General features: G+C 68.2%; 14 protein-coding genes and 2 pseudogenes. 5 read left to right on the top strand and 11 right to left on the bottom strand.

Translation table 11 applies throughout. The annotated features are described in order from the left end of the window. Positions 1-71 precede the first annotated feature (71 nt). Positions 72-725 (bottom strand): NADPH-dependent F420 reductase, encoded by a 654-nt coding sequence (locus ACWD4O_RS27630; protein WP_451283779.1) that lies wholly within the window; start codon positions 723-725, stop codon positions 72-74. A gap of 283 nt (positions 726-1,008) precedes the next feature. Between ACWD4O_RS27630 and ACWD4O_RS27625 the strand changes: the two genes are divergently transcribed. Continuing rightward, positions 1,009-1,770, top strand: coding sequence for a GntR family transcriptional regulator (locus ACWD4O_RS27625; RefSeq protein ID WP_351910623.1), 762 nt, complete (start codon positions 1,009-1,011; stop codon positions 1,768-1,770). A 172-nt stretch (positions 1,771-1,942) separates the two neighbouring features. Here the strand turns inward: ACWD4O_RS27625 and ACWD4O_RS27620 are convergent, their stop codons facing one another. Together ACWD4O_RS27620 and ACWD4O_RS27615 are read right to left on the bottom strand one after the other, a co-directional pair. Further along, complete coding sequence (locus ACWD4O_RS27620; protein ID WP_351910621.1) at positions 1,943-3,100, bottom strand: ROK family transcriptional regulator; 1,158 nt, start codon at positions 3,098-3,100, stop codon at positions 1,943-1,945. Between the two features lie 272 nt (positions 3,101-3,372). Further along, positions 3,373-3,753 (bottom strand): annotated as a pseudogene (locus ACWD4O_RS27615) (mismatch-specific DNA-glycosylase); the annotation flags it as partial. Between the two features lie 67 nt (positions 3,754-3,820). On the opposite strand from ACWD4O_RS27615, the gene ACWD4O_RS27610 reads away from it, so the two are divergent. From ACWD4O_RS27610 to ACWD4O_RS27600, 3 genes are all read left to right on the top strand, one after another. Further along, a complete protein-coding gene (locus ACWD4O_RS27610) occupies positions 3,821-5,017 on the top strand; it encodes a tyrosine-type recombinase/integrase (protein ID WP_451283948.1) in 1,197 nt (398 codons plus the stop codon). After that, complete coding sequence (locus ACWD4O_RS27605; RefSeq protein ID WP_451283776.1) at positions 5,010-7,463, top strand: tyrosine-type recombinase/integrase; 2,454 nt, start codon at positions 5,010-5,012, stop codon at positions 7,461-7,463. Before ACWD4O_RS27610 ends, ACWD4O_RS27605 begins: the two co-directional genes overlap by 8 nt. Before the next feature lie 372 nt (positions 7,464-7,835). Continuing rightward, the gene (locus ACWD4O_RS27600; RefSeq protein ID WP_451283775.1) at positions 7,836-11,594 is read left to right on the top strand and encodes a hypothetical protein; all 3,759 of its coding nucleotides are present in this window, start codon (positions 7,836-7,838) and stop codon (positions 11,592-11,594) included. Positions 11,595-11,795: 201 nt separating this feature from the next. Here the strand turns inward: ACWD4O_RS27600 and ACWD4O_RS27595 are convergent. Further along, positions 11,796-11,963, bottom strand: a pseudogene (locus ACWD4O_RS27595) (uracil-DNA glycosylase family protein); the annotation flags it as partial. Then, a complete protein-coding gene (gene purB, locus ACWD4O_RS27590; RefSeq protein ID WP_451283773.1) occupies positions 11,960-13,402 on the bottom strand; it encodes an adenylosuccinate lyase in 1,443 nt (480 codons plus the stop codon). The gene purB and the pseudogene ACWD4O_RS27595, both read right to left, overlap by 4 nt. Before the next feature lie 242 nt (positions 13,403-13,644). Between purB and ACWD4O_RS27585 the strand changes: the two genes are divergently transcribed. Beyond that, the gene (locus tag ACWD4O_RS27585) at positions 13,645-14,952 is read left to right on the top strand and encodes a M1 family metallopeptidase (protein ID WP_451283947.1); all 1,308 of its coding nucleotides are present in this window, start codon (positions 13,645-13,647) and stop codon (positions 14,950-14,952) included. Positions 14,953-14,990: 38 nt separating this feature from the next. Here ACWD4O_RS27585 and ACWD4O_RS27580 read toward each other — a convergent pair whose 3' ends face one another. The 6 genes from ACWD4O_RS27580 to ACWD4O_RS27555 form a co-directional block, all read right to left on the bottom strand. Then, positions 14,991-15,845, bottom strand: a complete 855-nt coding sequence (locus tag ACWD4O_RS27580) for an SGNH/GDSL hydrolase family protein (RefSeq protein WP_451283771.1) — start codon at positions 15,843-15,845, stop codon at positions 14,991-14,993. A gap of 136 nt (positions 15,846-15,981) precedes the next feature. Then, positions 15,982-16,995 (bottom strand): hemolysin family protein, encoded by a 1,014-nt coding sequence (locus ACWD4O_RS27575; RefSeq protein ID WP_451283769.1) that lies wholly within the window; start codon positions 16,993-16,995, stop codon positions 15,982-15,984. Beyond that, positions 16,992-18,329 (bottom strand): hemolysin family protein, encoded by a 1,338-nt coding sequence (locus tag ACWD4O_RS27570; protein WP_451283767.1) that lies wholly within the window; start codon positions 18,327-18,329, stop codon positions 16,992-16,994. Before ACWD4O_RS27570 ends, ACWD4O_RS27575 begins: the two co-directional genes overlap by 4 nt. 252 nt (positions 18,330-18,581) lie before the next feature. Beyond that, the gene (locus ACWD4O_RS27565; RefSeq protein WP_451283765.1) at positions 18,582-19,031 is read right to left on the bottom strand and encodes a GNAT family N-acetyltransferase; all 450 of its coding nucleotides are present in this window, start codon (positions 19,029-19,031) and stop codon (positions 18,582-18,584) included. Positions 19,032-19,148: 117 nt separating this feature from the next. Continuing rightward, positions 19,149-21,752 (bottom strand): ABC transporter permease, encoded by a 2,604-nt coding sequence (locus ACWD4O_RS27560; protein ID WP_451283763.1) that lies wholly within the window; start codon positions 21,750-21,752, stop codon positions 19,149-19,151. A 4-nt stretch (positions 21,753-21,756) separates the two neighbouring features. After that, positions 21,757-22,533, bottom strand: coding sequence for an ABC transporter ATP-binding protein (locus ACWD4O_RS27555; protein ID WP_450949380.1), 777 nt, complete (start codon positions 22,531-22,533; stop codon positions 21,757-21,759). Positions 22,534-22,589 lie beyond the last annotated feature (56 nt).

Genomic DNA, 22,589 nt, shown 5'->3' with positions numbered 1-22,589 from the left:
CGGGTAGCCCCCGACGGGTGAACCCGACCCGTGAACCCGACCGGTGGCCCCGGAGGGTGAACCCGACCGGCTCAACGCGCTCTGCGCAGCTCCAGGTTGAAGTCCGCGTGGCCGAAGCCGCGCATCAGGTCCAGCCACAGCGGCAGCCACATCTCAACACTCCGCGCCGCCCGGATGCCGCCCAGGTCGAGCACCCGGTCCGCGGGCCAGCCGAACTCCCCGAGCAGCGCGGTGACCTGCTCCTTCGCCTCCGCGTCCGCCCCGCACACGAAGACCTGGTGCTCGCCCGGCACGCGCGCGGGATCCACCATCACCTGGCAGTTGACGGTGTTCAGGGACTTCACCACGCGCGCGTGCGGGAACGCCCGCTGGATCTGCTCGCCCACGCTGTCCGACTCCACGGGGGACAGCCGCATCTCGCCGTCCTCGAAGGCCAGCGGGTTGGAGACGTCCAGCACGATCTTCCCGTCGAGGTTGGCCGCCCCGGCCGCCTCCAGCGCGGCCAGCGACGCCCGCCCGGCCACCGCGTTCACCACCGTCTCGCCGGCGGCGGCCGCCTCCGCGAACGTACCGGCGCTCGCCCGTCCGCCCGCTTCCCGCGCCCATTCCAGGGCCGCCGGATTGTCCTTCGAACGTGAACCCAGGACCACCGTGTGCCCCAGCTCCACGAGCTTTCGGCCCAGAGTGCGACCGACGTCGCCCGTACCCAGCACCGCGTACCGCACAGCGACCTCCCGTTTCCTCGGACCGGACCCTCGTCACGGTAATTCCCCCCGGCGTCGCAGCCCGCCTTTCACGAACGGGGATTTGCCGGAGTGTCACGAGAACGCGCCTGTACGAACGCCCCGTGAACGTTCTCGGGTCTGAGGCCGTCGCCCTGCACAGGGATCGAGGATTGGTCTTGACCAAGGGTGGGGGCCGCCCTATGGTCGCAGAGAAGTACAACAACCTTTAATAAACAAGGGCGCGAAAAAACGCCGCCGGACCACGGCGATTGCGGAGGACAGGGTGGGGACCACGCAACTGGAATCGGTACCGGAACCGAAGTACTGGCATCTCAAGACCGTGCTGAGCGAGGCACTCGACTCCGAATTCACCGTGGGCGAGATCCTGCCCAACGAGCGCGACCTGGCGGCCCGCTTCGGCGTCGCCCGCGCGACGCTCCGGCAGGCGCTCGAACAGCTCGAACTGGAAGGCCGGCTGCAGCGCCGCAGGGGCGTCGGCACCACCGTGGCGCCGCCGCGGATGGGCGTCGCCGTCGGCACCGAGCAGCAGGGCTGGCCGGGCACGGGCGACGACGGCTGGCAGGCCGTCGACTGCACCCTCGCGGCTCCGCCCGCGACCGTCGCCACGGCCCTGGAGACCGCCCGCGACCAGGCCGTCCACGTCGTGCGCCGCTCCCGGGTCTCCCACGGCCAGCCCGTCGCCGCGGAACTGCTCTACGTCCCCCGGACGTCGGTGCCCGACCTGACCGCGATCGACGCCCCGGCCGAGGCGGCACGCGCGCGTGCGGTGCTGCGCGAGCTGCAGCGCCTGGAACTGCAGGGCCAGGACCGGGCCGTGGAGCTGGGCTCGGCCCGCGCGGACGACGCCAAGGAGCTCGACCGGCTCCCCGGCGCACCCGTCCTCGTCGTCACCACGCGTTTCTTCGCCGAGGGCCGCACCGCGGCGCTCTCCGTCGCGACGTATCGCGCGGACACCTGCCGGCTGACGTTCGGCGCGTCCGGCGGGGTGGAGATACACCACGGTCCGGAGCAGCAGGCCTCCTGAACGCCCCGTCCGCCTCGGGTCGCAGGCGGCAGGCTCCCTGAACAAGCCTGCACCGGCCGCCCGAACGGACCCGCCGACCGCGCCCCGGAACTCCTCCGGGGCGCGGCGCGTTCGTCCGAGACAGGGCCGGTGCCGGCCGCGTATCGGCGTATCGGCGGGCGCGCGGTGCGGGTCACCGCCGCGCCGTCACCGTTCCCTCCACCGCGAACAACTGCTCCTCCACATGATCGAGGGCGAGCCGCAGCGCCCCCGTGGCCACCGCCGCCTCGCCGAGCAGCGACTGGACCACCTTCGGCGGCCGCAGACAGTAGCGTTCCAGCTCCTGTCGCAGCGGCTCCAGCACGCCGTCGAGACCGGCCGCCCAGCCGCCGACCACGACCAGCTCCGGGTCGAGGGCCAGGACCAGCGCGGCCACATCGTGGACGAGCCGCTGGAGGAACCGGTCCACCGCCGCCCGGGCCCGCTGGTCACCCTCCCGGGCCTGCGCGAACACCTTCGCGACCGCATGCTCGTCCAGCGGATGCAGCGGCTCGTCTGTCGTGGACAGCAGCGTCTCCGGGGTCACCTCCCGGCCCAGCAGATGCAGCGCGCCGATCTCCCCGGCCGCCCCGCCGTACCCCCGGTGCAGCCGCCCCCCGATCAGCGAGCCGGCCCCCGGACTCAGCCCGGCCATCACGAACACGACATCGTCGGACTCGGTCGCGGACCCCTTCCAGTGCTCGGCCACGGCCGCCGCGTTGGCGTCGTTCTCCACCAGCACCGGGCACTTGAAGGACCGGCTCAGCCGCTCGCCCAGCCGCAGCCCCGTCCACTCGGGCAGCGCGGTGCCCAGCCGTATCGTGCCGTCCGCCTCGACGATCCCCGGTGTGCCGACCCCCACGGCCCGCAGCGAGCTGCGCGGGACACCGGCCCGGCGCAGCAGCTCGGCGACCGCGGTGCGCAGCCGCTCCAGCCGCTCGTCCGCCGAGGCCGTCTCGTCGACGTCCTTGGCCTGCGCGCCCAGCACCCGCCCGTCCAGGTCGGCCAGCAGCGCGGCCACCCGGTGCGAGCCGATCTCCAGACCCAGCAGATGCCCGGCCTCCGCCCGGAACCTGAACCGCCGCGCGGGCCGCCCCTGCCGCCGGGCCACACTGTCGTCGGCCGCCTGCTCGACGACGAGCCCCGCCTGGATCAGATCCTCGACGACCCCCTCGACGGTCGGCCGGGACAGCCCCGTCAGACGGGTGATCTCCGTGAGCGTCGCGCAATCCGCGGCACGCAGCGCGTGCAGCACCACCGCGGAGTTGATCCTTCGCAGCAGCGATGGATCCCCGCCGGTCAGCCGACCCAACGTCCGTCCTCCCAGCTCGTGCGCGTGTTTGGGCGGATCGTACTCGGCGGGACGGACCCGGGCGAGCACGGATCCGTACCGGAATCCACACCGACGCCCGGCGTCCACCGGCTCAGCCGGCCGCGACGAACCCGGACGCGTAGGCCGCGATCACCGCGACCCAGCCCCGGAAGACCTGGCGTCTGGAGACCTGACGCCAGGAGACCTGACACCTGGAGACCTGACACCTGGAGACCTGACGCCTGGAGACCTGAGGACCAGGCACCGAGGGCTCAGTCCTCCGCCGCCACTCGCAGTCGCGCGTACTCCTCCGCCATCGTCGTCGCCGTCCAATGCGCGTTCAGCCCGCTCGGGTTCGGCAGCACCCACACGCGTGTGTCCCCGATGAGGCGCTCCTGCGGACCCATCGTTGCCTTGCGGTCGTCGAAGGCCGCCCGGTAGGCCGTCACGCCCACCACCGCCAGCCAGCGGGGCTCCAGTCGCGTGACCTTCTCCGCCAGCAGCCGCCCGCCGTCCCGGTACTCCTGAGCCGTGAGTTCGTCGGCCCGGGCGCTCGCCCGAGCCACCACGTTCGTGATGCCGAGCCCGTAGGACAGCAGTTCCTGCTGCTCGGCCGGTTTCATCAGCCTCGGTGTGAAGCCGGAGAGGTGCACAGTTATCTGCACTATCCCTGCTCGTTGGCATCGGTGAAGGTTCCCGAGAGGACAGAGGAGAGTGAAGGTGGACCTGCGACATGAACTCATGGAAGGGCGGGCGGACATCCCCCGCGTCGGGGCGGTGTTCCCGGCGAGGGGCGTTCATCCTCCCTATATCGTCGTCAATGGGTACGACGACGAGATCGAACCGGTCACCGCTTACCTGCGTGACCTGGCACTGAACGACAGCAGTCCGCTGACGGTCCGCAGCTACGGGTACGGGTTGCTGCGCTGGTTCAGGGTGCTGTGGCTGCTCGGGGTGCCCTGGGAGAAAGCGACCGAGGCCGAGACAGCGGTGCTGGCCGGGTGGCTACGAACGGCGGCGAACCCACAGCGCCAGCGGAAGACAGCTGGCGGCTCGGTACCGGGCTCGGTGAACCTGCGGACGGGCAAGCCGGTGCTGCGAATGGGGTACGCGCCGCGGACGATCAACCATGCACTGTCGGTGGTCAGCGGTTTCTACGAATTCCACGCCCACCAGGGCAACGGACCGGTCACCAACCCTGTACCGGTCTCACCGCAGCGGCGCCGGGCGCTCGCTCACCGCAGCCCGCTGGAGCCCAAGCCGGTGTTGGGTCGGGCCCGTCTGCGGCAGAAGGTTCCGGACCGTCCGCCGCGGTCGATCCCCGATCGTCTGTGGGATGAGCTGTTCGAGCGGATGGGGTGCGAGCGTGACCGCGCACTGCTGGAGTTTTACGTCTCCAGTGGCGCCCGCGCCGAGGAACTCCTCGGTGTCGGCATCGGGGACGTCGACTGGGCCGGCCAAAAGGTCTACGTGATCTCCAAGGGCACGCGGGACAGGCAGGCCGTCCCGGCCTCACCGCAGGCGTTCCTCCGACTGGCTTCTTACCTGGACGAGATCGGAACGCCCGCGGCGGGCGAATCGCTGTGGCGGACCCGCCGCGGCCCGGACCGGCCCATGTCCTACTGGGCGGTGCGCCGCGTCATCCAGCGTGCCAACGAAGCTCTGGGCACCAACTGGACCCTCCATGACCTGCGGCACACCGCGGCGAGCCGCATGGCCAACGGCGGCAAGCTGACCTTGCCGGAGGTGCAGGCCGTTCTGCGTCATGCCAACGTCCAGACCACCAGTCGCTATCTAACGGTCCGTATCGAGGAGATCTTCGACAAGCTCACCGAGCACTACAACACCCCGCGTGTTGAACGGAGTTACCCATCCGGCTACAACGCCGACGACATCGCGGCGGTGTTCGGTGCCTGACACACAGCTTCGTACCACCGGTCTCAGTCGCCGCCACGGCCCGGTCGTGGAGGGGCTCCAGTTCGCCAGCCGCTTCGTCGGGGGAACGATCACGCCGGAGCCCGCCGTCGCAGCTGCCCTGCCCCGGCCGCACGGCGAGTTCGCCACCGCCTCCGTCTCGCTGCTGTCGAGCGCGGCCGGCGCCGTTGCGATCTGGCCCGACACACCTCGCGCGACCCGCCTGAACTGGACCCACTCCACCCGCACGCTGCTCGAATACCTCCTCACCTTCCCCGGTGAGACCTGGCAGCAGCGGTGGGACGTCAGTCCGCTCGGTCGAGGCGAGGTCGATGCCGAGGCAGTTGCATCCCGCCGCACCACGGGGAGGAGCATCGTCCCGGGGATCCGGGCTTTGTACTGCCTGCGGGTCATCCGGCCCACCCTGCTGGCTCTCCGCCGCAACCCGCTGCCCAACTTCGGTCCGACGTTCATCGCCGCCCAGGAGGACCCACTCCTGGACACGTTCGCCGAGCATGTGCGCGTCCACCAGATCCGCCATGTCCACCGCCGCGACGCGATCAACGAAGTATGCATGGTGCTGGCCAGCCAGGACGTCGCCCTGAGCGACGTCACCCCGGCCGCTCTACTGCACTTCGCCCACGAGAACCGAAAGGCCCGCTGCATTCTGCGGCCCGGCAGCCAGGCATCCAACCGCCTGGCGGGCCGAGGCATCTGGAACGTTCTGCACGCAATGGGGCACTTCCCGCCCTCCACACCGGAGAGCATGCGGGCCGCCTCGCTGCGCGGACAGCTCAGTGTCGAGGAACTCGTCGACCAGTACGAGATCACCAACCAGGCTGTTCGCGGCTTGCTCATCGACTACCTCGCCCGCCGCAAGGCCGACACCGACTACTCCACCCTGAAGGACCTCGCCTGCAAGCTCACTCGTCATTTCTGGAGGAACATCGAGAAGATCAACCCGGACCAGAAGGACCTGCGCATCTCGCCGGAGACCTACACGGCTTGGCGCCAGGTCATCACCATCAAGGACGACGGCAAGCCTCGCGTCGGCCAGGACAGCATCGTCATCGCGCTCCGCTCCTTCTACTACGACCTGCACACTTGGGCCGCCGAAGAGCCCGAACGCTGGGCGGCGTGGGTCGCGCCGTGTCCCGTCCCGCCCAGCGAACTACGCGGGCTCGGAGCGCGCCGCCGGCGTATCAACGAACGCTCCGCCGACCGCACCCGCCAACGCCAGCCGCTCCTGCCTCTGCTCGTCAACCATGTCGAAACCCGCTACGACCGTGCCCGTCTGCTCCTGGAGCAGGCCGACAAGACCGCCGAGGGCGAGGTGTTCACACATGAGGGCACCGAGTACCGGCGGATTCGCACCGAAGCCGACCGCAAACTGCTCCGCCACGGCGACGCCGTTCCCACCCGCGTCCAGGAAGTGGAAAGCGACCGGATCATCCACATCGGCACGGAGGAGGAAGGTGCCTTTTGGGAATGGGCGGCCGTCGAGACCCTGCGCCATTCGGGCGTGCGCATCGAGGAGCTCTGTGAACTGACCCACCTGAGCATCCGCCAGTACCAGCGGGCGAACGGCGAGGTCATTGCGCTGCTGGTGATCGCACCGTCGAAGACGGACCGCGAGCGCGTCATCCCGATGTCCGCCGAGCTCTTCCACGTGATCGCCTCGATCGTCCGCCGCCACACCCGCACCGGCCGTCCGATCCCGCTCGTCAGCCGGTTCGACTACCACGACAAGGTGTGGAGTGCCCCAATGCCGTTCCTCTTCCAGCGCCAGAACGGCACCACCCCCATGGTCTTCAGCACCGCAACCATCCAGGTCATGCTCGGCCGGATCTGCGACCAGCTGGCCAAGATCCACCAGGAGTTCCGCGGCCTCAAGTTCACCCCGCACGACTTCCGCAGGATCTTCGCCACCGAGTTGGTCAACAGCGGCTTGCCCATTCACATCGGCGCCGCTCTCATGGGCCATCTCGATGTCCAGACAACCCGTGGCTACGTTGCGGTCTTCGACGAGGACGTTATCCGCCACTACCAGGAGTTCATCCACCACCGTCGCGAGGTCCGACCCGAGGGCGAGTACCGCGACACGACTGACCAGGAATGGGGCGAGTTCGAGGACCACTTCGACCGCCGCAAGGTTGAACTCGGATCCTGTGGACGCCCCTACGGCACCCCTTGCCAACACGAGCACGCCTGCATCCGGTGCCCGATGCTTCACATCAACCCGAAGATGCTCGGCCGCCTGGAAGAGCTCGAAGCCGACCTCCTCGCGCGCCTTCAGCAGGCCGAAGGAGAGAACTGGCTCGGCGAAGTCGAAGGCATCAACCTCACGCTCACCTTCCTACGCGGGAAGCGGGAGGAGACCCAACGACGGGCACAGAGGCCGACCGTTGAACTGGGGATTCCGGCCCGCCGTCTGCCTGGGGCCGGATGAATCGTCCCCGGCGCAGACGCTGGCAGCTGCCTTCCTCGGTAAGTCCGCTGGAGCTGGTTCGGAACATCCGTGCCTTGGGCTACGGATACGGCTACGGAGCGTAGCCATAGAGTCTGAAGTAAATCGTGAAATCCGTGCTAGCGTGTTTTCATGACTCCAGCTCGCACGGTAACCTCCTCCGCGGTCGCGGCTGCGCTAGGCCTGCGTCCCGCGACGGTGCAGCGGTACGCCCGCAACGGGCAGATCCCCTTCGATAGGACTCCCGGCGGGCATGGCCGATTCAACATTGACGAGGTCCGAGCTGCCCTAGACCAGAAGCCAACCCCTCAAACGCCGGCGCCTACGAGGTTCCGGGGCACGCGCGGTTGGCTGGTGGACGCCCTGGAGCTGGAGGGGTGGGCTGAGCGTCTCGTGGCGCGTGACGAGCTACCTGGACTGATCCGAACCCTTGTCATCGGTTCAACTGCCGAGTTGTTGTCTGTCGACTTTCGTTCGGGCGAAGGAATCGGCATGCCCGGCTGGGACGGACAGGCGGATGCCGTCCACGGAAACCCTTGGGTTCCGGCCGGGAAATCCGTCTGGGAAATGGGTGTTAATGAGGATGTGACCGATAAAGCAGACAGTGACTACGCTGCTCGGACGAAAGATCCTCAGGGTGTGGTGCCGTCGGAGACCACGTTCATCTTCGTAACTCCGAGGCGCTGGCCTGCGAGGGACAACTGGGTTGCAACCAAGCGTGCAGAACAGATCTGGAAAGATGTCCGGGCTTACGACGCTGACACTTTGGAGGCATGGCTTGACAGTAATCCTGCGGTCCACGCCCGAGTAACCAAAATGCTGGGCCGTGATCCGGACGGCGCAAGTGATCTGCGCACAGCGTGGGATCGGTGGTCCCTCGCTACGCTGCCACCGGTTCCTCTTGCTCTCGTAACGGCTGGCCGCGAGGCGGCGGTCGAAGCACTCGTCGCCTGGTTGCAGAGTGAGCCATCGGTAATCACCGTCCAAGCTGAGTCTGCTGAAGAATCCTTTGCCTTTATCGCGGCCACTATCCTGTCGCTTCCGGAAGACTTGCAGGAGTTGGTAACCCGGCGCACTCTGGTGGTCGACTCACCTGAAGCGTGGGACGAGGTGATCGCACGAGTTTCGTCAGATATGCGTTTGCTGCTGATCCCGACATTCAGCCAGCCTCCAGCAGTTGAAGCGTCAGGCATCGGTCATCAAGTTATTATTCCTGTTGATCTGAACGCGCCGACTTCCGGCTCGTGTATCCCACTTTCACGGATCAAACGCCAGGTGGCGGCGGAAGCTCTCGTCAGCGTGGGCGTATCTGAGTCGGAGGCTCACGAACTCGCGGGAATCGCACGTCGCAGTTTGCTCATGTTCAGAAGGCGGGTTTCAGCTAACGCAAGCAGTGTCCCCGTCTGGGCGGCTCCCGAGAATGCTGCCGAAATTGTTCCTCTCATCCTTGCAGGAGCATGGCAGGACGGGTCTCCTGGCGATGAGCAATTTTTGAGTGAAATCAGCTCCAAGTCATATGCTGAGGTTAGCGTCGCTTGTGCCCGCTGGTCAGGGCAAAGCGATATGCCAGTGCGCCGAGAGGGTGCGCAGTGGTTCTGCGTATCGAAACGGGATTCATGGGAACTCGTGGCGCGTTACGCTACTGCCAGCGCCTTGGCAAACTTCCGTAACCTTGCAGTGAATATGCTGACGACTCCAGACCCCGCCCTTTCACTGGAGGTCGATAAGCGCTGGGCCCCAGGACTGTACGGCCATTCGCTGCCCTGGACTAGCAACCTGATGGTGAACGTAGCGGACAGCCTGGCGCTGATTGCCACCAGCACCGGGGATTACACCTTTCCCAACGGCATGACCGGGCAGAGCTTTGTTGACTCCATCGTTAGGGAGGTGCTGGACCGAGCAACTATGGATGAATCTGAGCGTCTATGGCCCTCTCTCGACTATGCACTCCCGTTGCTGGCTGAAGCGTCACCCGATATGTATCTTGACATGGTTGACCGTGCCCTTGACCAAGGGAGCCTTCTATCTGTTTTCGACCCCGAGACTGAGAAGACGTTTTTCGGGCATCCCAAACACACTGGCTTGCTCTGGAGTCTTGAAGCATTGGCTTGGGCACCACACCACCTAGGAACGTCTGGAATTATTCTGGCGCTCCTTGCAGAGCGAGAGCCAGGAGGACGGTGGAGCAACCGCCCTGCTCGTAGCCTGCAACAGATTTTCCTACCCTGGCATCCCCAAACGGCAGCCAGTTTCGACGAGCGGTATTTGGTGCTGGATGCTATTCGAGCAGCCGCGCCTCGTGCGGCCTGGGACCTCATGGTGGCACTTCTACCGTCTCCGCATACATTTGCGGAAAATACCTACAGTCCAAAATGGAGAGAATGGCAGCCAGATGACGAGCCGACAGGTCTGGCAGGCTCGGAAATTTTTCGAAACTGCCGCGAACTCGTAAGCCGTCTCCTGGAGGACGTCCATACTCATCAGTCGGGGTGGATTAACCTAATCAAGGCTTTGCCGCAACTTCCCGACGAGCAGTTCGATGCAGTACTCGGAGATCTCAGTGGCGTAGAGACCTCCTTGATCGACCCCGAGATCTTGGACGCAATTATCCGTCAACTTCGGGAACTGGTTCAGTGGCACCAGAAGTATGCATCCGCGAGCTGGGCGCTACCTGAAGAAAAGGTGTCCCGAGTCCGGTATGAACTTGATCGACTCAATAATGGGGATCAGACAGAGGGGTTCGCCTCGGTTTTTTCCTACCATCCGGAGCTTCCAGGACTCAGCGTCTCCGACGCCAACTACTTCCCTGCTGTGCAGGAGAAGCAAGAGGAAGCCGCGCGGAGCGTAGTGGCCGATCTCGGACTGGAAGGAGTGTGGAGCCTAGCTCCTAAGTGCAAGGCACCGGAACGGCTTGGAATTGCACTCGGAGCCATCTCTCGTGAGTTTGACGAAGAAATGCTTGGCTCGCTTGAGTCGCCCGAAGATGCTGACAGTAGGGTTGCATTCGGCTACGTCGTCTCTCGGTTTTCCGTAGAAGGCTGGTCGTGGGCTTCGGCGTTCCCTGATAGGTTTGCAGAATGGCCGCAGGAAAGGGTTGTTCGATTTTTGCTCGCCCTGCCTCCCGGGAATGCCACTTTCGCTCTCGCTGGACAGTGCGACGATGGAGTGAAGAAAGCATACTGGAGTCGATTCAACCTCTATCAGGTTGAGTCCGAATCGGACCGCCGGGAGGCCATTGGCACGCTCCTGGAGATGGAACTCTTTGAAAAGACAATCCCTCTTTTTTGGATCGCCAGAGGGAAGGATGATGATTTCGACGTCAACAAAATGCTGTATGCCCTACATCAAGCATCATTCAAGGAGCAGACCTCGGAATCAATTTCCTCTGTGGTTTACGAAGTGAAAGAACTCCTGGCCCATGCTCGTAGAGCTCCGGGGGTTATTCGAGGGCTTCTGGCGCAAGTTGAGTGGAAATTCCTGCCGGTCCTGGGGGATGGTCTGGAGTCGCCAGCCTTGATCTTGCATGAAGAAATGGCTCAGAATCCTTCGTTCTTTGTTGATTTGATTGCTTTGATCTTCCCTCCTCAAGGTGGCGAGAGTGGTGAGGTTGAAGTCACTGAAGAAATGAAGAATAAGGCCAAGCAGGCGTATTCTTTGCTCAAGTCATGGAAGGGTGCTCCTCGTTTTGAGGGAGATAGGGAGGGGCCCGTACTGGCTGATTGGGTTACGGAGACGCGGAGCCTGCTCCTGGAGAAGAAGCTGCTCCGGTACGGAGACGGCTTCATTGGGGAAATGCTGTTCCATGCTTCTGGTTCGACGGCCGAGTGGCCGCCTCTCGAAGTATGTCAAATCATTGACAGTGTCCGAAGCCAGGACATCGAAAATGGCTTCGCAATTGCGGTGATGAACAGCAGAGGGACGACCTGGCGATCGCTCGACGCCGGAGGAGAACAAGAAAGAGCCCTCGCGGACAAGTATCAAAAGTTCGCACAAGCCGTCGGAGTCCGCTGGCCTCGCACGCAGCGGTTGCTCCGTAGGATTTCGGAAAGCTGGGATCAGCGAGCTCGCCAAGAAGATCACATGGCTGAGATCAGAGAGGACTTTTGGTCGTAACCGACGAGCGTAGACCACGCGCGTACGTGGGTGACGCCAGAAGTCGTGGCGAGGCGACTCGACCTTGGGTAACGTGCCAGCGCGGCATCTCCACGATGCCTACGCTCCGGGCTGGTGTCGCTCCTTGAGGGCCGGAGCGGTCGCCGTGTCTTGAGTAGGCTACGGACGCCAACTCACCCGTGAGGGTGAAGTGCAGAGAAGCAGCACCGGCCAGAAGCGGTTGCCGGGGCGGGCGAAGTGGTGGCCGGTCGCCGCCGTCATCAGCCCCGGGTTGATGCCGCAGAAGAGCACGCAAAGGCCGCCCGCGACGACGTCCGGTACGAGTCGGTCGCGAGCGGCCTCCAGCTCCGCCTGGGTGAAGCGCGTCAGAGGATCGCTCCGGGGGTGTAGCCGGCGGCCTCCGGCCGCTGCTTCACGATCTCCTCGACCCGGCCGACGACGATGGCCACCTGGGAGGCCGCGGCGCCCGTGAACGACAGCTTGTCGGCCATCAGCGCGTCCAACTGGGCACGGTCGAGCGGCAGTCGCTCGTCGGCGGCCAGCTTGTCCAGCAGCTCGTTGCGCTCGGCGCCCTGCTCACGCATCGCCAGCGCCGAGGCCACCGCGTTCTCCTTGATCGCCTCGTGGGCCACCTCGCGGCCGACACCGGCCCGCACCGCGCCCATCAGCACCTTGGTGGTGGCGAGGAACGGCAGGTAGCGGTCCAGCTCCCGCGCGACGACGGCCGGGAAGGCGCCGAACTCGTCGAGCACCGTCAGGAACGTCTCCAGCAGACCGTCGAGCGCGAAGAACGCGTCCGGCAGCGCGACCCGGCGCACCACCGAGCAGGACACGTCGCCCTCGTTCCACTGGTCGCCCGCCAGCTCGCCGGTCATCGAGGCGTACCCGCGCAGGATGACCATCAGGCCGTTGACGCGCTCGCAGGAGCGGGTGTTCATCTTGTGCGGCATCGCCGAGGAGCCGACCTGGCCCGGCTTGAAGCCCTCGGTCACCAGCTCGTGCCCGGCCATCAGCCGGATCGTCTTCGCCAGCGAGGAGGGGGCACCGGCGAGCTGCACCAGCGCGGTCACGACCTCGTAGTCCAGCGAGCGCGGGTAGACCTGCCCGACGGACGTGAACGCCTGCGAGAAGCCCAGGTGACCGGCGATCCGGTCCTCCAGCTCGGCCAGCTTCGCGGCGTCGCCGCCCAGCAGGTCCAGCATGTCCTGCGCCGTGCCGACCGGGCCCTTGATGCCGCGCAGCGGGTAGCGGCCGAGCAGCTCCTCGACCCGGCCGTACGCCACGAGCAGCTCGTCGGCGGCGGTCGCGAACCGCTTGCCCAGGGTGGTGGCCTGCGCGGCCACGTTGTGGGAGCGGCCGGCCATGACCAGCTCGCCGTACTCCCCGGCCAGCCTGCCCAGACGCGCCAGCACGGCCACCGTGCGGTCGCGGACCAGCTCCAGCGAGAGCCGGATCTGCAGCTGCTCGACGTTCTCCGTGAGGTCCCGGGACGTCATGCCCTTGTGGACCTGCTCGTGACCGGCGAGGTCGTTGAACTCCTCGATCCGGGCCTTCACGTCGTGCCGCGTGACCTTCTCGCGCTCGGCGATCGAGGCCAGGTCGACGGTGTCGAGGACACGCTCGTAGTCGGCGATCGCCGCGTCCGGCACCTCGATCCCGAGGTCCTTCTGGGCCCGCAACACGGCGAGCCAGAGCTGACGCTCCAGCTTCACCTTCTGCTCGGGCGACCAGAGCGTGGCGAGCTCGGCGGAGGCGTAGCGTCCGGCGAGGACGTTGGGGATGCGGGGCTTGGCGGGAGCGGCAGTCACGTGTACGGATTCTACTGGCGATCAGTGCAGGCCAGCGACACAGTCCCGTTCGGCGGAACCTACGAGACCGGGGTCACCCCGCCCGTGCTTCCTTCCACCGGCAGTTGCGTCCAAGTGGGGTCTGTCGGCGGTGTGATGTGGCAGCATCCGCTGGCATGTTTCCGTCATATATGTGTTCGCGTAGGCCCGGTCGTCGTCTGCTCATCGTGTTGTTCATGCTGTTCACGGCACTGGGCGGCGGTATGAGTGAGGCGGGCGCGGTGCCCGGACAGGAATTATCCACGGCTGCCGCGACGCCCGATCGCGCTCGCTACGACGTGGCCCTGCGATCCGATGCCGACGGCAGCCACTGGACGGGACGGCAGCGGGTGTCCTTCCGGAACGGGTCCGATCGGCCTCTGCGCGAGGTGTACCTCCGTCTGTGGGGCAACGGCGAGGACAAGTGCGGTACGCCCGCTGCGCCCTCTCCCGTCACCGTGACGAGGGTGCGCGGTGGTACACCGAACCGTCTCGGTGTGGACTGCACGGCTCTGCGTGTGGCGCTGCCGAGGCCGCTCGCGCGCAATATGCGGACGTCCCTCTCCTTCGACGTCTCGATCACCGTGCCGGACCGCAACGCCCGCTTCGGCCACGACGGCGCCTACCGATTCCTCGGCAACGCGCTTCCGGTGCTCGCCGTGCATGACGCGAAGGGGTGGCATCTCGACCCCTATGTGTCGGTCGGCGAGAGCTTCTACGCCCTGACCGGCGACTTCCGTGTCCGACTCGACCACCCGTCGTCCCTGAAGGTGCCGGCGACGGGCCACACCCGAACGCTTCCCGGTCGCGCCGGCCGTACGGTCACGCTGAGCGTCGCGGAGCGAGTGCGGGACTTCGCCTGGGCGGCGGGCCCGTTTCGCACGGCGACCGACACCACGGCCGGGGGCGTGCTCGTGAAGTCGTACTGGGCGCCCGACACCCCTGCCGCGGGCGTGCGCGCCAACCGCGTGGATGCCGTCGCCGCGATCGACCGGTTCGGCCGGGAGTTCGGCCGCTACCCGTACGACGAGATCGACCTCGTGATGACCAGCCGGTTCGGCGGCGGCATGGAGTATCCGGGCCTCGTCATCCTCGGCACCACCGAAGAAGGCGGCGCCGCCGTCCACGAGGTGGCGCACCAGTGGTGGTACGGCATCGTCGGCAACGACGAGTACTCCTCACCGTGGCTGGACGAAAGCTTCGCTCAGTACGCCAACGCGCGCTTCTACGGCTGGGACACCCGCGACTGCTGGTCGGAGGTCTACTGGCCCGAGGACGACATCTCGCTGACCGGCTCCATGGCCTACTGGTCGCAACACCCCGGCACCTATCACCTCGTCTACACAGCCGGGCCCTGCGTCCTGGCCGATCTGGAACGCACCCTCGGTTCCGGCCCCATGGCCCGACTGCTCAAGCGGTACGCCCAGGACCACTGGTACGGCGTCTCCACCACCGCCGACTTCAAGAAGGCCGCCCAGTCCATGACGGACCAGGACCTGGCCCCCTTCTGGGAGGCCCACCACATCTGGTGACGGCGTGTTGTCTGCTCCCGGCGCAAGACGCCTCCGGGTCAGGGCCCTACCTGTCGCCAGTCCGTCACAGGGCCGGGGTCCGTGCGGTCCGCAGGGGTGACCCAGAAGGCTCTGCCCAGCTCGGCGCTGAACTGGGCGCCTGTCCGGCCGTCTCCCGAGGAGCGGCCGGTCAGGCGGCGGCCTATCCAGGGCAGCAGGTACTGCCGGGCGAACCGGACGTCCGCGACGCGCCGGGCGGGCCAGCCCGGAGGCGGCGTCGCCGGCATCGGGGTGCGCCACTCGGTGTCCTCGGGGTCGTGGCCGAGGGTCTGCCAGACCGCCTCGGCGACCCGGCGGTGGCCCTCCGCCGTCAGGTGCAGCCGGTCGACGTCCCACATCCGGGGATCGCCGAGCGACTGGGCGCCGTACAGGTCGACGACGAGCGCGCCGTGCCGCTCCGCCAGCTCCTCCACGCACCCGAACAGCTCTTCCATGCGCGGCCGGAACCGCTCCAGGACGGGCCCCTGCCGGCCCGGGCTGCGCATCAGCACCAGCTGTTTGCAGGACGGGGTCAGCTGTTCCACGGCCTCCGTCAGCAGGTCCTTCACCCGGACCATGTCGCATTTGGGGCGCAGGGTGTCGTTGAGGCCGCCGACCAGCGTGATCACATCGGCGCCCATGGCGGCGGCGACCGGCACCTGTTCCTCGACGATCTGCGAGATCAGCTTGCCGCGCACCGCCAGGTTCGCGTACCGGAAGCCGGGGGTGCGGGCGGCCATCCGGCCTGCGAGGAGGTCGGCCCAGCCGCGGTAGGAGCCGTCGGGCAGCAGGTCCGACATGCCCTCGGTGAAGGAGTCGCCGACCGCGACCAGGCTGGTGTGCGTCGGGTTCGTGTGCGTGGAGTTCGTCTGCATGGCGACACAGATGGTAGCCCGAGTCCCATACCCGGCGGTCGGTCGGCCTCCGTCCCGGGAGCGGACTCCGTCCCAGGAGCGGACTCCGGCCCGGGAGCGGACTCCGGCCCGGCGGCGACCCCGCCGGGCCGGTGGGCTACGCCTGCTGGCCGAACAGCTCCTGCAGGACGTCCTCCATGGTCACCACTCCTGCCAGTCGGCCGTCCGAGCCGAGCACGGCCGCCAGGTGCGTCCGGCTGCCGCGCATCGCGGTGAGGACGTCGTCCAGCGGTGTCGCCTCCCGCACGCGCGCGATGGGCCGCATGTCCCGCACCGGGAACGGCATGTCCCGCGGCGAGGCGTCCAGCGCGTCCTTCACGTGCAGATAGCCGACGATCCGGCGGCCGTCGTCCACCACGGGGAAGCGGGAGAACCCGGACTCGGCCGCCAGCTGCTCCAGCTCCTCCGGAGTGACGCCCACGCGCGCGTAGACGACCTGTTCCAGCGGCAGGACGACGTCCCGCACCGGGCGGCGGCCCAGCTCCAGGGCGTCGTGCAGTCGCTCCTGGGCGCGGTCGTCGATGAGGCCCGCCTCGCCCGCGTCCCGGACGATCTGCGCGAGCTCGGCGTCCGAGAAGGTGGCCGTGACCTCGTCCTTGGTCTCGACCCGCATGAGCTTCAGCAGCCCGTTCGCGAAGGCGTTGACCGTGAAGATCACCGGGCGCAGCCCCCGGGCCAGCGTGACCAGCGGCGGGCCCAGCAGCAGGGCGCTGCGCACCGGCTCCGCGAGCGCGATGTTCTTCGGGACCATCTCGCCGAGCAGCATGTGCAGGTAGGTGGCGAGGACCAGCGCGATGACGAAGGAGACCGCGTGGCCGGCGCCCTCGGGCACGCCCACCGCGTGGAACACCGGCTCCAGCAGGTGTGCGATGGCCGGTTCGGCGACCACGCCGAGGATCAGCGTGCACAGGGTGATGCCGAGCTGCGCGGCCGCCATCAGCGCGGACACATGCTGCAGACCCCACAGCACGCTGTCGGCGCGCCGGTCGCCGCGCTCCGCGTGCGGCTCGATCTGGGAGCGGCGCACGGAGATCAGCGCGAACTCCGCGCCGACGAAGAACGCGTTGACGACGAGGGTCGCCAGTGCGATGAGCAACTGGACGGCGATCAACGGTCCGCCCCTTCCACGTGGTTGTCGGAGGCGGGCGGCGCGTGCAGCAGCACGCGCGCGGCGCGGCGGCCGGAGGCGTCGACGACGTCCATGCGCCACCCGGCCACCTCGACGGTGTCGCCCGCGGCCGGTATCCGGCCCAGCTCGGTGGCGACCAGGCCGGCGAGCGTCTCGTACGGTCCCTCGGGGGCGTACAGGCCCACGCGCGCGAGCTGGTCGGTGCGGGCGGAACCGTCGGCCGAGTACAGGGCGCGGCCGTCGTCGTCCGTGCCCGCGGGCGCCAGGTCGGGCGTCTCGTGCGGGTCGTGCTCGTCCCGGACCTCGCCGACGACCTCCTCGACGATGTCCTCCAGCGTCGCCACGCCCGCGGTGCCGCCGTACTCGTCGATGATCACGGCCATGGTCCGCTTGCCGGACAGCCGGTCGAGCAGCCGGTCCACGGTGAGCGACTCGGGTACGAGGAGGGGTTCGCGCAGGATCTCCGAGACGGGCACGCGCGCGCGTCGCTCGGCGGGGATCGCCAGCGCGTCCTTGATGTGCGCGGTGCCGACCACCGAGTCGAGGTTGCCGCGGTACACGGGGAAGCGGGACAGACCGCTCGCCCGGGTCGCGTTCGCCACGTCCTCGCAGGTCGCCGAGGCGTCCAGGGCCATGACCTGCACGCGCGGGGTCATCACGTTCTCCGCGGTCAGATCGGCCAGGTTCAGGGTGCGCACGAACAGCTCGGCGGTGTCCGCCTCCAGGGCGCCCGCCTTCGCGGAGTGCCGGGCCAGCGCCGCGAGCTCCTGCGGGCCGCGCGCCGCCGCGAGCTCCTCGGTGGGCTCCACGCCGAAGCGGCGCACGATGTGGTTCGCGGTGCTGTTGAGATGGCTGATGAACGGCCGGAAGGCGGCGCTGAACCAGCGCTGCGCGTTGCCCACGCCCTTGGCCACCGTGAGCGGGGAGGAGATCGCCCAGTTCTTGGGCACGAGCTCGCCGACGACCATCAGGAACACGGTCGACAGCGCCGTGCCCAGCACCAGCGCGACGGAACTGGACGTGCTGCTCGACAGACCGAGCGACTCCAGCGGCCCGGCGATCAGCTTGGCGATCGACGGCTCGGACAGCATGCCGACCACCAGATTGGTGACGGTGATGCCGAGCTGGGCGCCGGAGAGCTGGAAGGTCAGGTTCCGTACCGCCTTGAGGGCCCCGGACGCGCCGCGCTCGCCGCGCTCCACCGCCCGTTCCAGTTCGCTGCGCTCGACCGTGGTCAACGAGAACTCGGCGGCGACGAAGGCGCCGCACGCGAACGACAGCAGGATCGCCACCAGGAGCAGCAGTACTTCGGTCATCGGGTCACCTCCGTCCCAGGATCGGGCAGGGCGGGAAGGAGCGCGCGATGTCGCGTACGGGTACTGGGAGGCTCGCCCATGGGCGGACGCTCACACCTTTCATGAAGTCATCGGGAAGTCATCGGGAAGTTATCGGGGGCTGTGTGGATCATCCACACAGCCCCCCAATGGTAAAGGATCGGCAAAAGGTCCTTCGACGGCCTCCGGGTCGGCCATTGATCAGCCGGTGATCAGTCGACGATCGGTCGGCGATCAGTCGGTCAGCGGCTTCACCCAGCGCCGCCACTTCTCCTCCGGCGCGTACCCCGCCGCGCGCCAGGCATGGTGCGCAGTCTCGTTGCGGGTGAGCACCATCGCGTCGCCGCGGCGCCCGCCCAGCCGCACGAAGCGCTCCTCCGCGGCGGCCAGCAGCGCCGACCCGATGCCCTGGCGGCGGTGCCCCGGGTGCACCGCCAGCCGGTACAGATGACACCGCCACCCGTCGAACCCGGCGATCACCGTCCCGACCAGCTCGCCACCGTGCTCGCCGACGCGCTCGCCGGCGCGCTCGGCCAGGATCAGCGCCTCGGGGTCCCGGGCGACGAGTCGCTCCACTCCGCCGCGGTCGTCGCTGATGCTCGTGCCCTCGGCGGCGGTCTTCCAGAAGGCGAGGACGGTGTCCAGGTCGTCGGGCGTCGCGGCCCGTATCCGCAGATCAGACATGCGGCGATCCCATCACGGACGGCGCGCCCGGACCCGGGATTCCACCATCCGGACGGTCACCGGCCAGGCGGCTCGGCGACGCCCGGAACGGACGCGTCCTGGACCCTCCGGGCTTCCTCACTCGTGCGCGATGGCCGCCAGCACGTTCATCCGGGACGCCCGCAGCGCCGGCAGCAGTGCCGCGACGACGCCGACGACCGCGGAGCCCACGACGACCGCGACGAGCGTGCCCCACGGGACGGCGAAGGCCTTCATGCCCTGCAACGCCAGCACCTGCTGTATGCACACGCCCCACACCAGGCCGAGCGCCAGCCCCAGCACCGCGCCGAAGACCGCGATCACCACCGACTCCAGCCGGATCATCCGGCGCAACTGCCGCCTGCCCAGCCCGATGGCGCGCAGCAGCCCGATCTCCCGGGTCCGCTCCACCACCGACAGCGCCAGGGTGTTGACCACGCCGAGCACCGCGATGACGATCGCGAGTCCGAGCAGCGCGTACACCAGGTACAGCAGGACGGCGATCTGGTCGTGCACCAGTTTCTTGTAGTCGGCCTGGTCACGGGCCTGCACCTGCGGATACGCGTCGAGCGTCCGGTCGAGCCGGGGGCGCAACTGGTCGGCCGTCGTGCCGGAGGCCGCGTTCACGTACAGCGCGGAGTCCTGTCCGCCCGGCACGTACTTCTCGACGGTCGCGATCCCGAAGAACATCCCGCCCTGGGTGCCGAAGCCGTCGGCCGAGTCCTGGTCGGAGAGCGCGCCGACCTTCAGCGACGTCGTCCGGCCGCCGGGGAACTCCACCGGGAGCACGCTGCCGAGCTTCACCCCGTGGTCCTTCGCGAAGTCGACGTCCATGCCCATCGCGCCCGCGGCCAGCGCCGCCGCCGTGTCGCCCGCGGCGTACGTGACGTGCGCGACGTCGTCGACCTGGTCGTCGTAACCGGTGGCGGTCGTCTCCACGCGCTTGCCGTCGGGCAGCCGTACGGCGATCGGCGCGAACCGCTGGCGGACGACGAGGCCGACGCCCTCGGTGTCGCGCACCGCGTCCGTGACCTCCGCGGAGAACGGGGTGAAGTTGGCGTTCTGGACGACGAAGTCGGCGCCCAGCGTTTTGTCGATCTGCTCGTCGAACGACTTCGACATCGAGGCGCTGGCCACCGACATCCCGCCCACCAGCGCGAGGCCCACCATCAACGCGGCCGCCGTGGCGCCCGTGCGGCGCGGGTTGCGCAGGGCGTTGCGCTGGCTCATCCGGCCGACCGGCCCGAACAGCGCGGGGAACGCGCCGCCGAGGACACGGATCACCGGGCGGACCAGGATCGGGCCCGCGATGACGGTGGCGATGAGCGTGAGCACCACGCCCAGGCCCAGCAGGGAGGCCGCAGAGGCCGTCTTCGACGAGCTCACGCAGCCGACGAGGGCGGCCGCGCCGAGCGCTCCGACGACCGCGCCCACCACGGCGCGCACCTTCAGCGGCCGGCCCACCCCGGCGATGTCCGCGTCCGCGAGGGCCGCCATCGGCGACACGGTCGCCGCGCGCCGGGCCGGGAGATAGGCCGCCACGAAGGTGACGCCGACGCCCACGACGTAGGACGCCACCGGGGTTCCCCAGCCGACGACCATCTCCGTGGTCTTCAGGTTCATGCCGAACGCGCTCATCAGCTTGATCAGCCCGGCCGCGAGACCGATGCCGGCGGCGAGGCCCAGCGTGGAGCCGACCAGCCCGAGCAGCACCGCCTCGGTGAGCACCGAGCGGCGCACCTGACGGCGGTCGGCGCCCAGGGCGCGCAGCAGCCCCAGCTCTCGGGTGCGCTGGGCGATCAGCATCGAGAACGTGTTGACGATCAGGAAGACGCCCACCAGCACGGCGATCCCGGCGAACCCGAGCATCACGTACTTGATCACGTCGAGGAACCCGCCCAGGGCCTCCGCCGACGACTCCGCCTGCTCGTCGGCCGTCTTCACCTCGTACCCGCCGGAGGACGTGCTGGAGGCCGTGCCGGAGGACGTGCCGGAGCCGAGGGCGGCGGCGACGCGCTGCTTGAGCACCGCGTCGCTCACCCCCTGCGCCGCGTCGACGGAGATGGCCGTGGCCTGGTCCGCCGAGCCCAGGAGCTGGGCGGCGGCGGTCCTGGGGTCCAGGAAGACCAGGGCCGCGCCCGGGTTGGTGGTGGTGAAGGTGGCGATGCCGACGATCTCCACCTTGAACGAGCCCGGCTGGGCCATCACGGTCAGGGTGTCGCCGATCTTCACATGCTTCTTGTCGGCGGTGTCGGCGTCGAGCATGGCCTCGCCGGCGCCGCGCGGGGCGTGGCCGGAGGTCAGCTCCACCGGGCTGCGGTCGGTGAGGTACCAGTCCGTGGCGATGGTGGGCGCACCCGTGGTCGGCCCGACGGACTTGTTCTCGCTGTCGACGACCGTGATGTTCTCCACGCTCACGTCCGCGTGGGTCGACTCGACCCCGTCCACCCGGGCCAGCTGCCCGGCGAGGGAGGCGGGCAGGGTCTGGACCGCGCCGGACGGCACGGACGAGCTCAGGTCGTCCCTGGGCTCGACCGTGACGTCCGCCGCTGTGGACGCGAAGAGGCGGTCGAAGGTGCGCGTCACCGTGTCGGAGAAGATCAGGCTGCCCGCGACGAACGCCACCGACAGGACGACCGCGAGCGCGGACAGCAGCAGCCGCCCCTTGTGGGCGAGGAAACTTCTGAGCGTGGCCTTCAGCACCGGGTCAGGCCTCCTCGGGGGCAGTGCCGTCGACCGGTGCGCGGGTGACGTCGAAACGCTTCATGCGTTCGAGTACCGCCTCTGGCGTAGGGCGCTCGATCTGATCCACTATCCGGCCGTCCGCCAGGAAGAGGACCAGATCGGAGTGGGCGGCCGCCCCCGGGTCGTGGGTGACCATGACCACCGTCTGGCCCAGGTTGTCGACGGCCTCGCGCAGGAACGCGAGGACCTCGAGCCCGGCGCGCGAGTCCAGGTTGCCGGTCGGCTCGTCCGCGAAGATCAGCTCGGGTCGGGAGGCGAGCGCCCGGGCGCAGGCCACGCGCTGCTGCTGGCCGCCGGACAGCTGCGACGGCCGGTGCTTGAGCCGGTCCCGCAGGCCCAGGGTGTCGATCACCTGGTCGAGCCACTTCTGGTCGGGCTTCTGACCTGCGATGTCCATCGGCAGGGTGATGTTCTCGGCCGCGTTCAGCGTCGGGATCAGGTTGAACGACTGGAACATGAACCCGATCCGGTCCCGCCGCAGCCGGGTCAGCTCCCGGTCCTTCAGCCCCGTGATCTCCGTGTCGCCGAGCCACACCTGACCGGCCGAGACGCTGTCGAGACCGGCCAGACAGTGCATCAGGGTGGACTTCCCGGAGCCCGAGGGCCCCATGACCGCAGTGAAGCGGCCGCGCGCGATGCTCACGTCCACCGAGTCCAGGGCCAGCACCGTGGTCTCGCCGGAGCCGTACGCCTTGGTCAGGCCATGGGCACGGGCCGCGATTCCGTCGGGTGTGGACAAGGCTGCCTCCTCCGTCGCGTCGACGTGCCGAGAGTAGTGTGACCCGGCCCACAGGC

The sequence above is a fragment of the Streptomyces sp. NPDC002623 genome, from assembly GCF_053592635.1.
The sequence above is the reverse complement of the archived record's forward strand: the minus strand, read 5'-3'. Positions and strand labels throughout refer to the sequence as shown.

Excerpts from the sequence above, each read along its gene's own strand:
- ACWD4O_RS27585 (WP_451283947.1), top strand. The coding sequence starts at position 13,645 with ATGAGTGAGGCGGGCGCGGTGCCCGGACAGGAATTATCCACGGCTGCC.
- ACWD4O_RS27580 (WP_451283771.1), bottom strand. The coding sequence starts at position 15,845 with ATGCAGACGAACTCCACGCACACGAACCCGACGCACACCAGCCTGGTC.
- ACWD4O_RS27570 (WP_451283767.1), bottom strand. The coding sequence starts at position 18,329 with ATGACCGAAGTACTGCTGCTCCTGGTGGCGATCCTGCTGTCGTTCGCG.
- ACWD4O_RS27565 (WP_451283765.1), bottom strand. The coding sequence starts at position 19,031 with ATGTCTGATCTGCGGATACGGGCCGCGACGCCCGACGACCTGGACACC.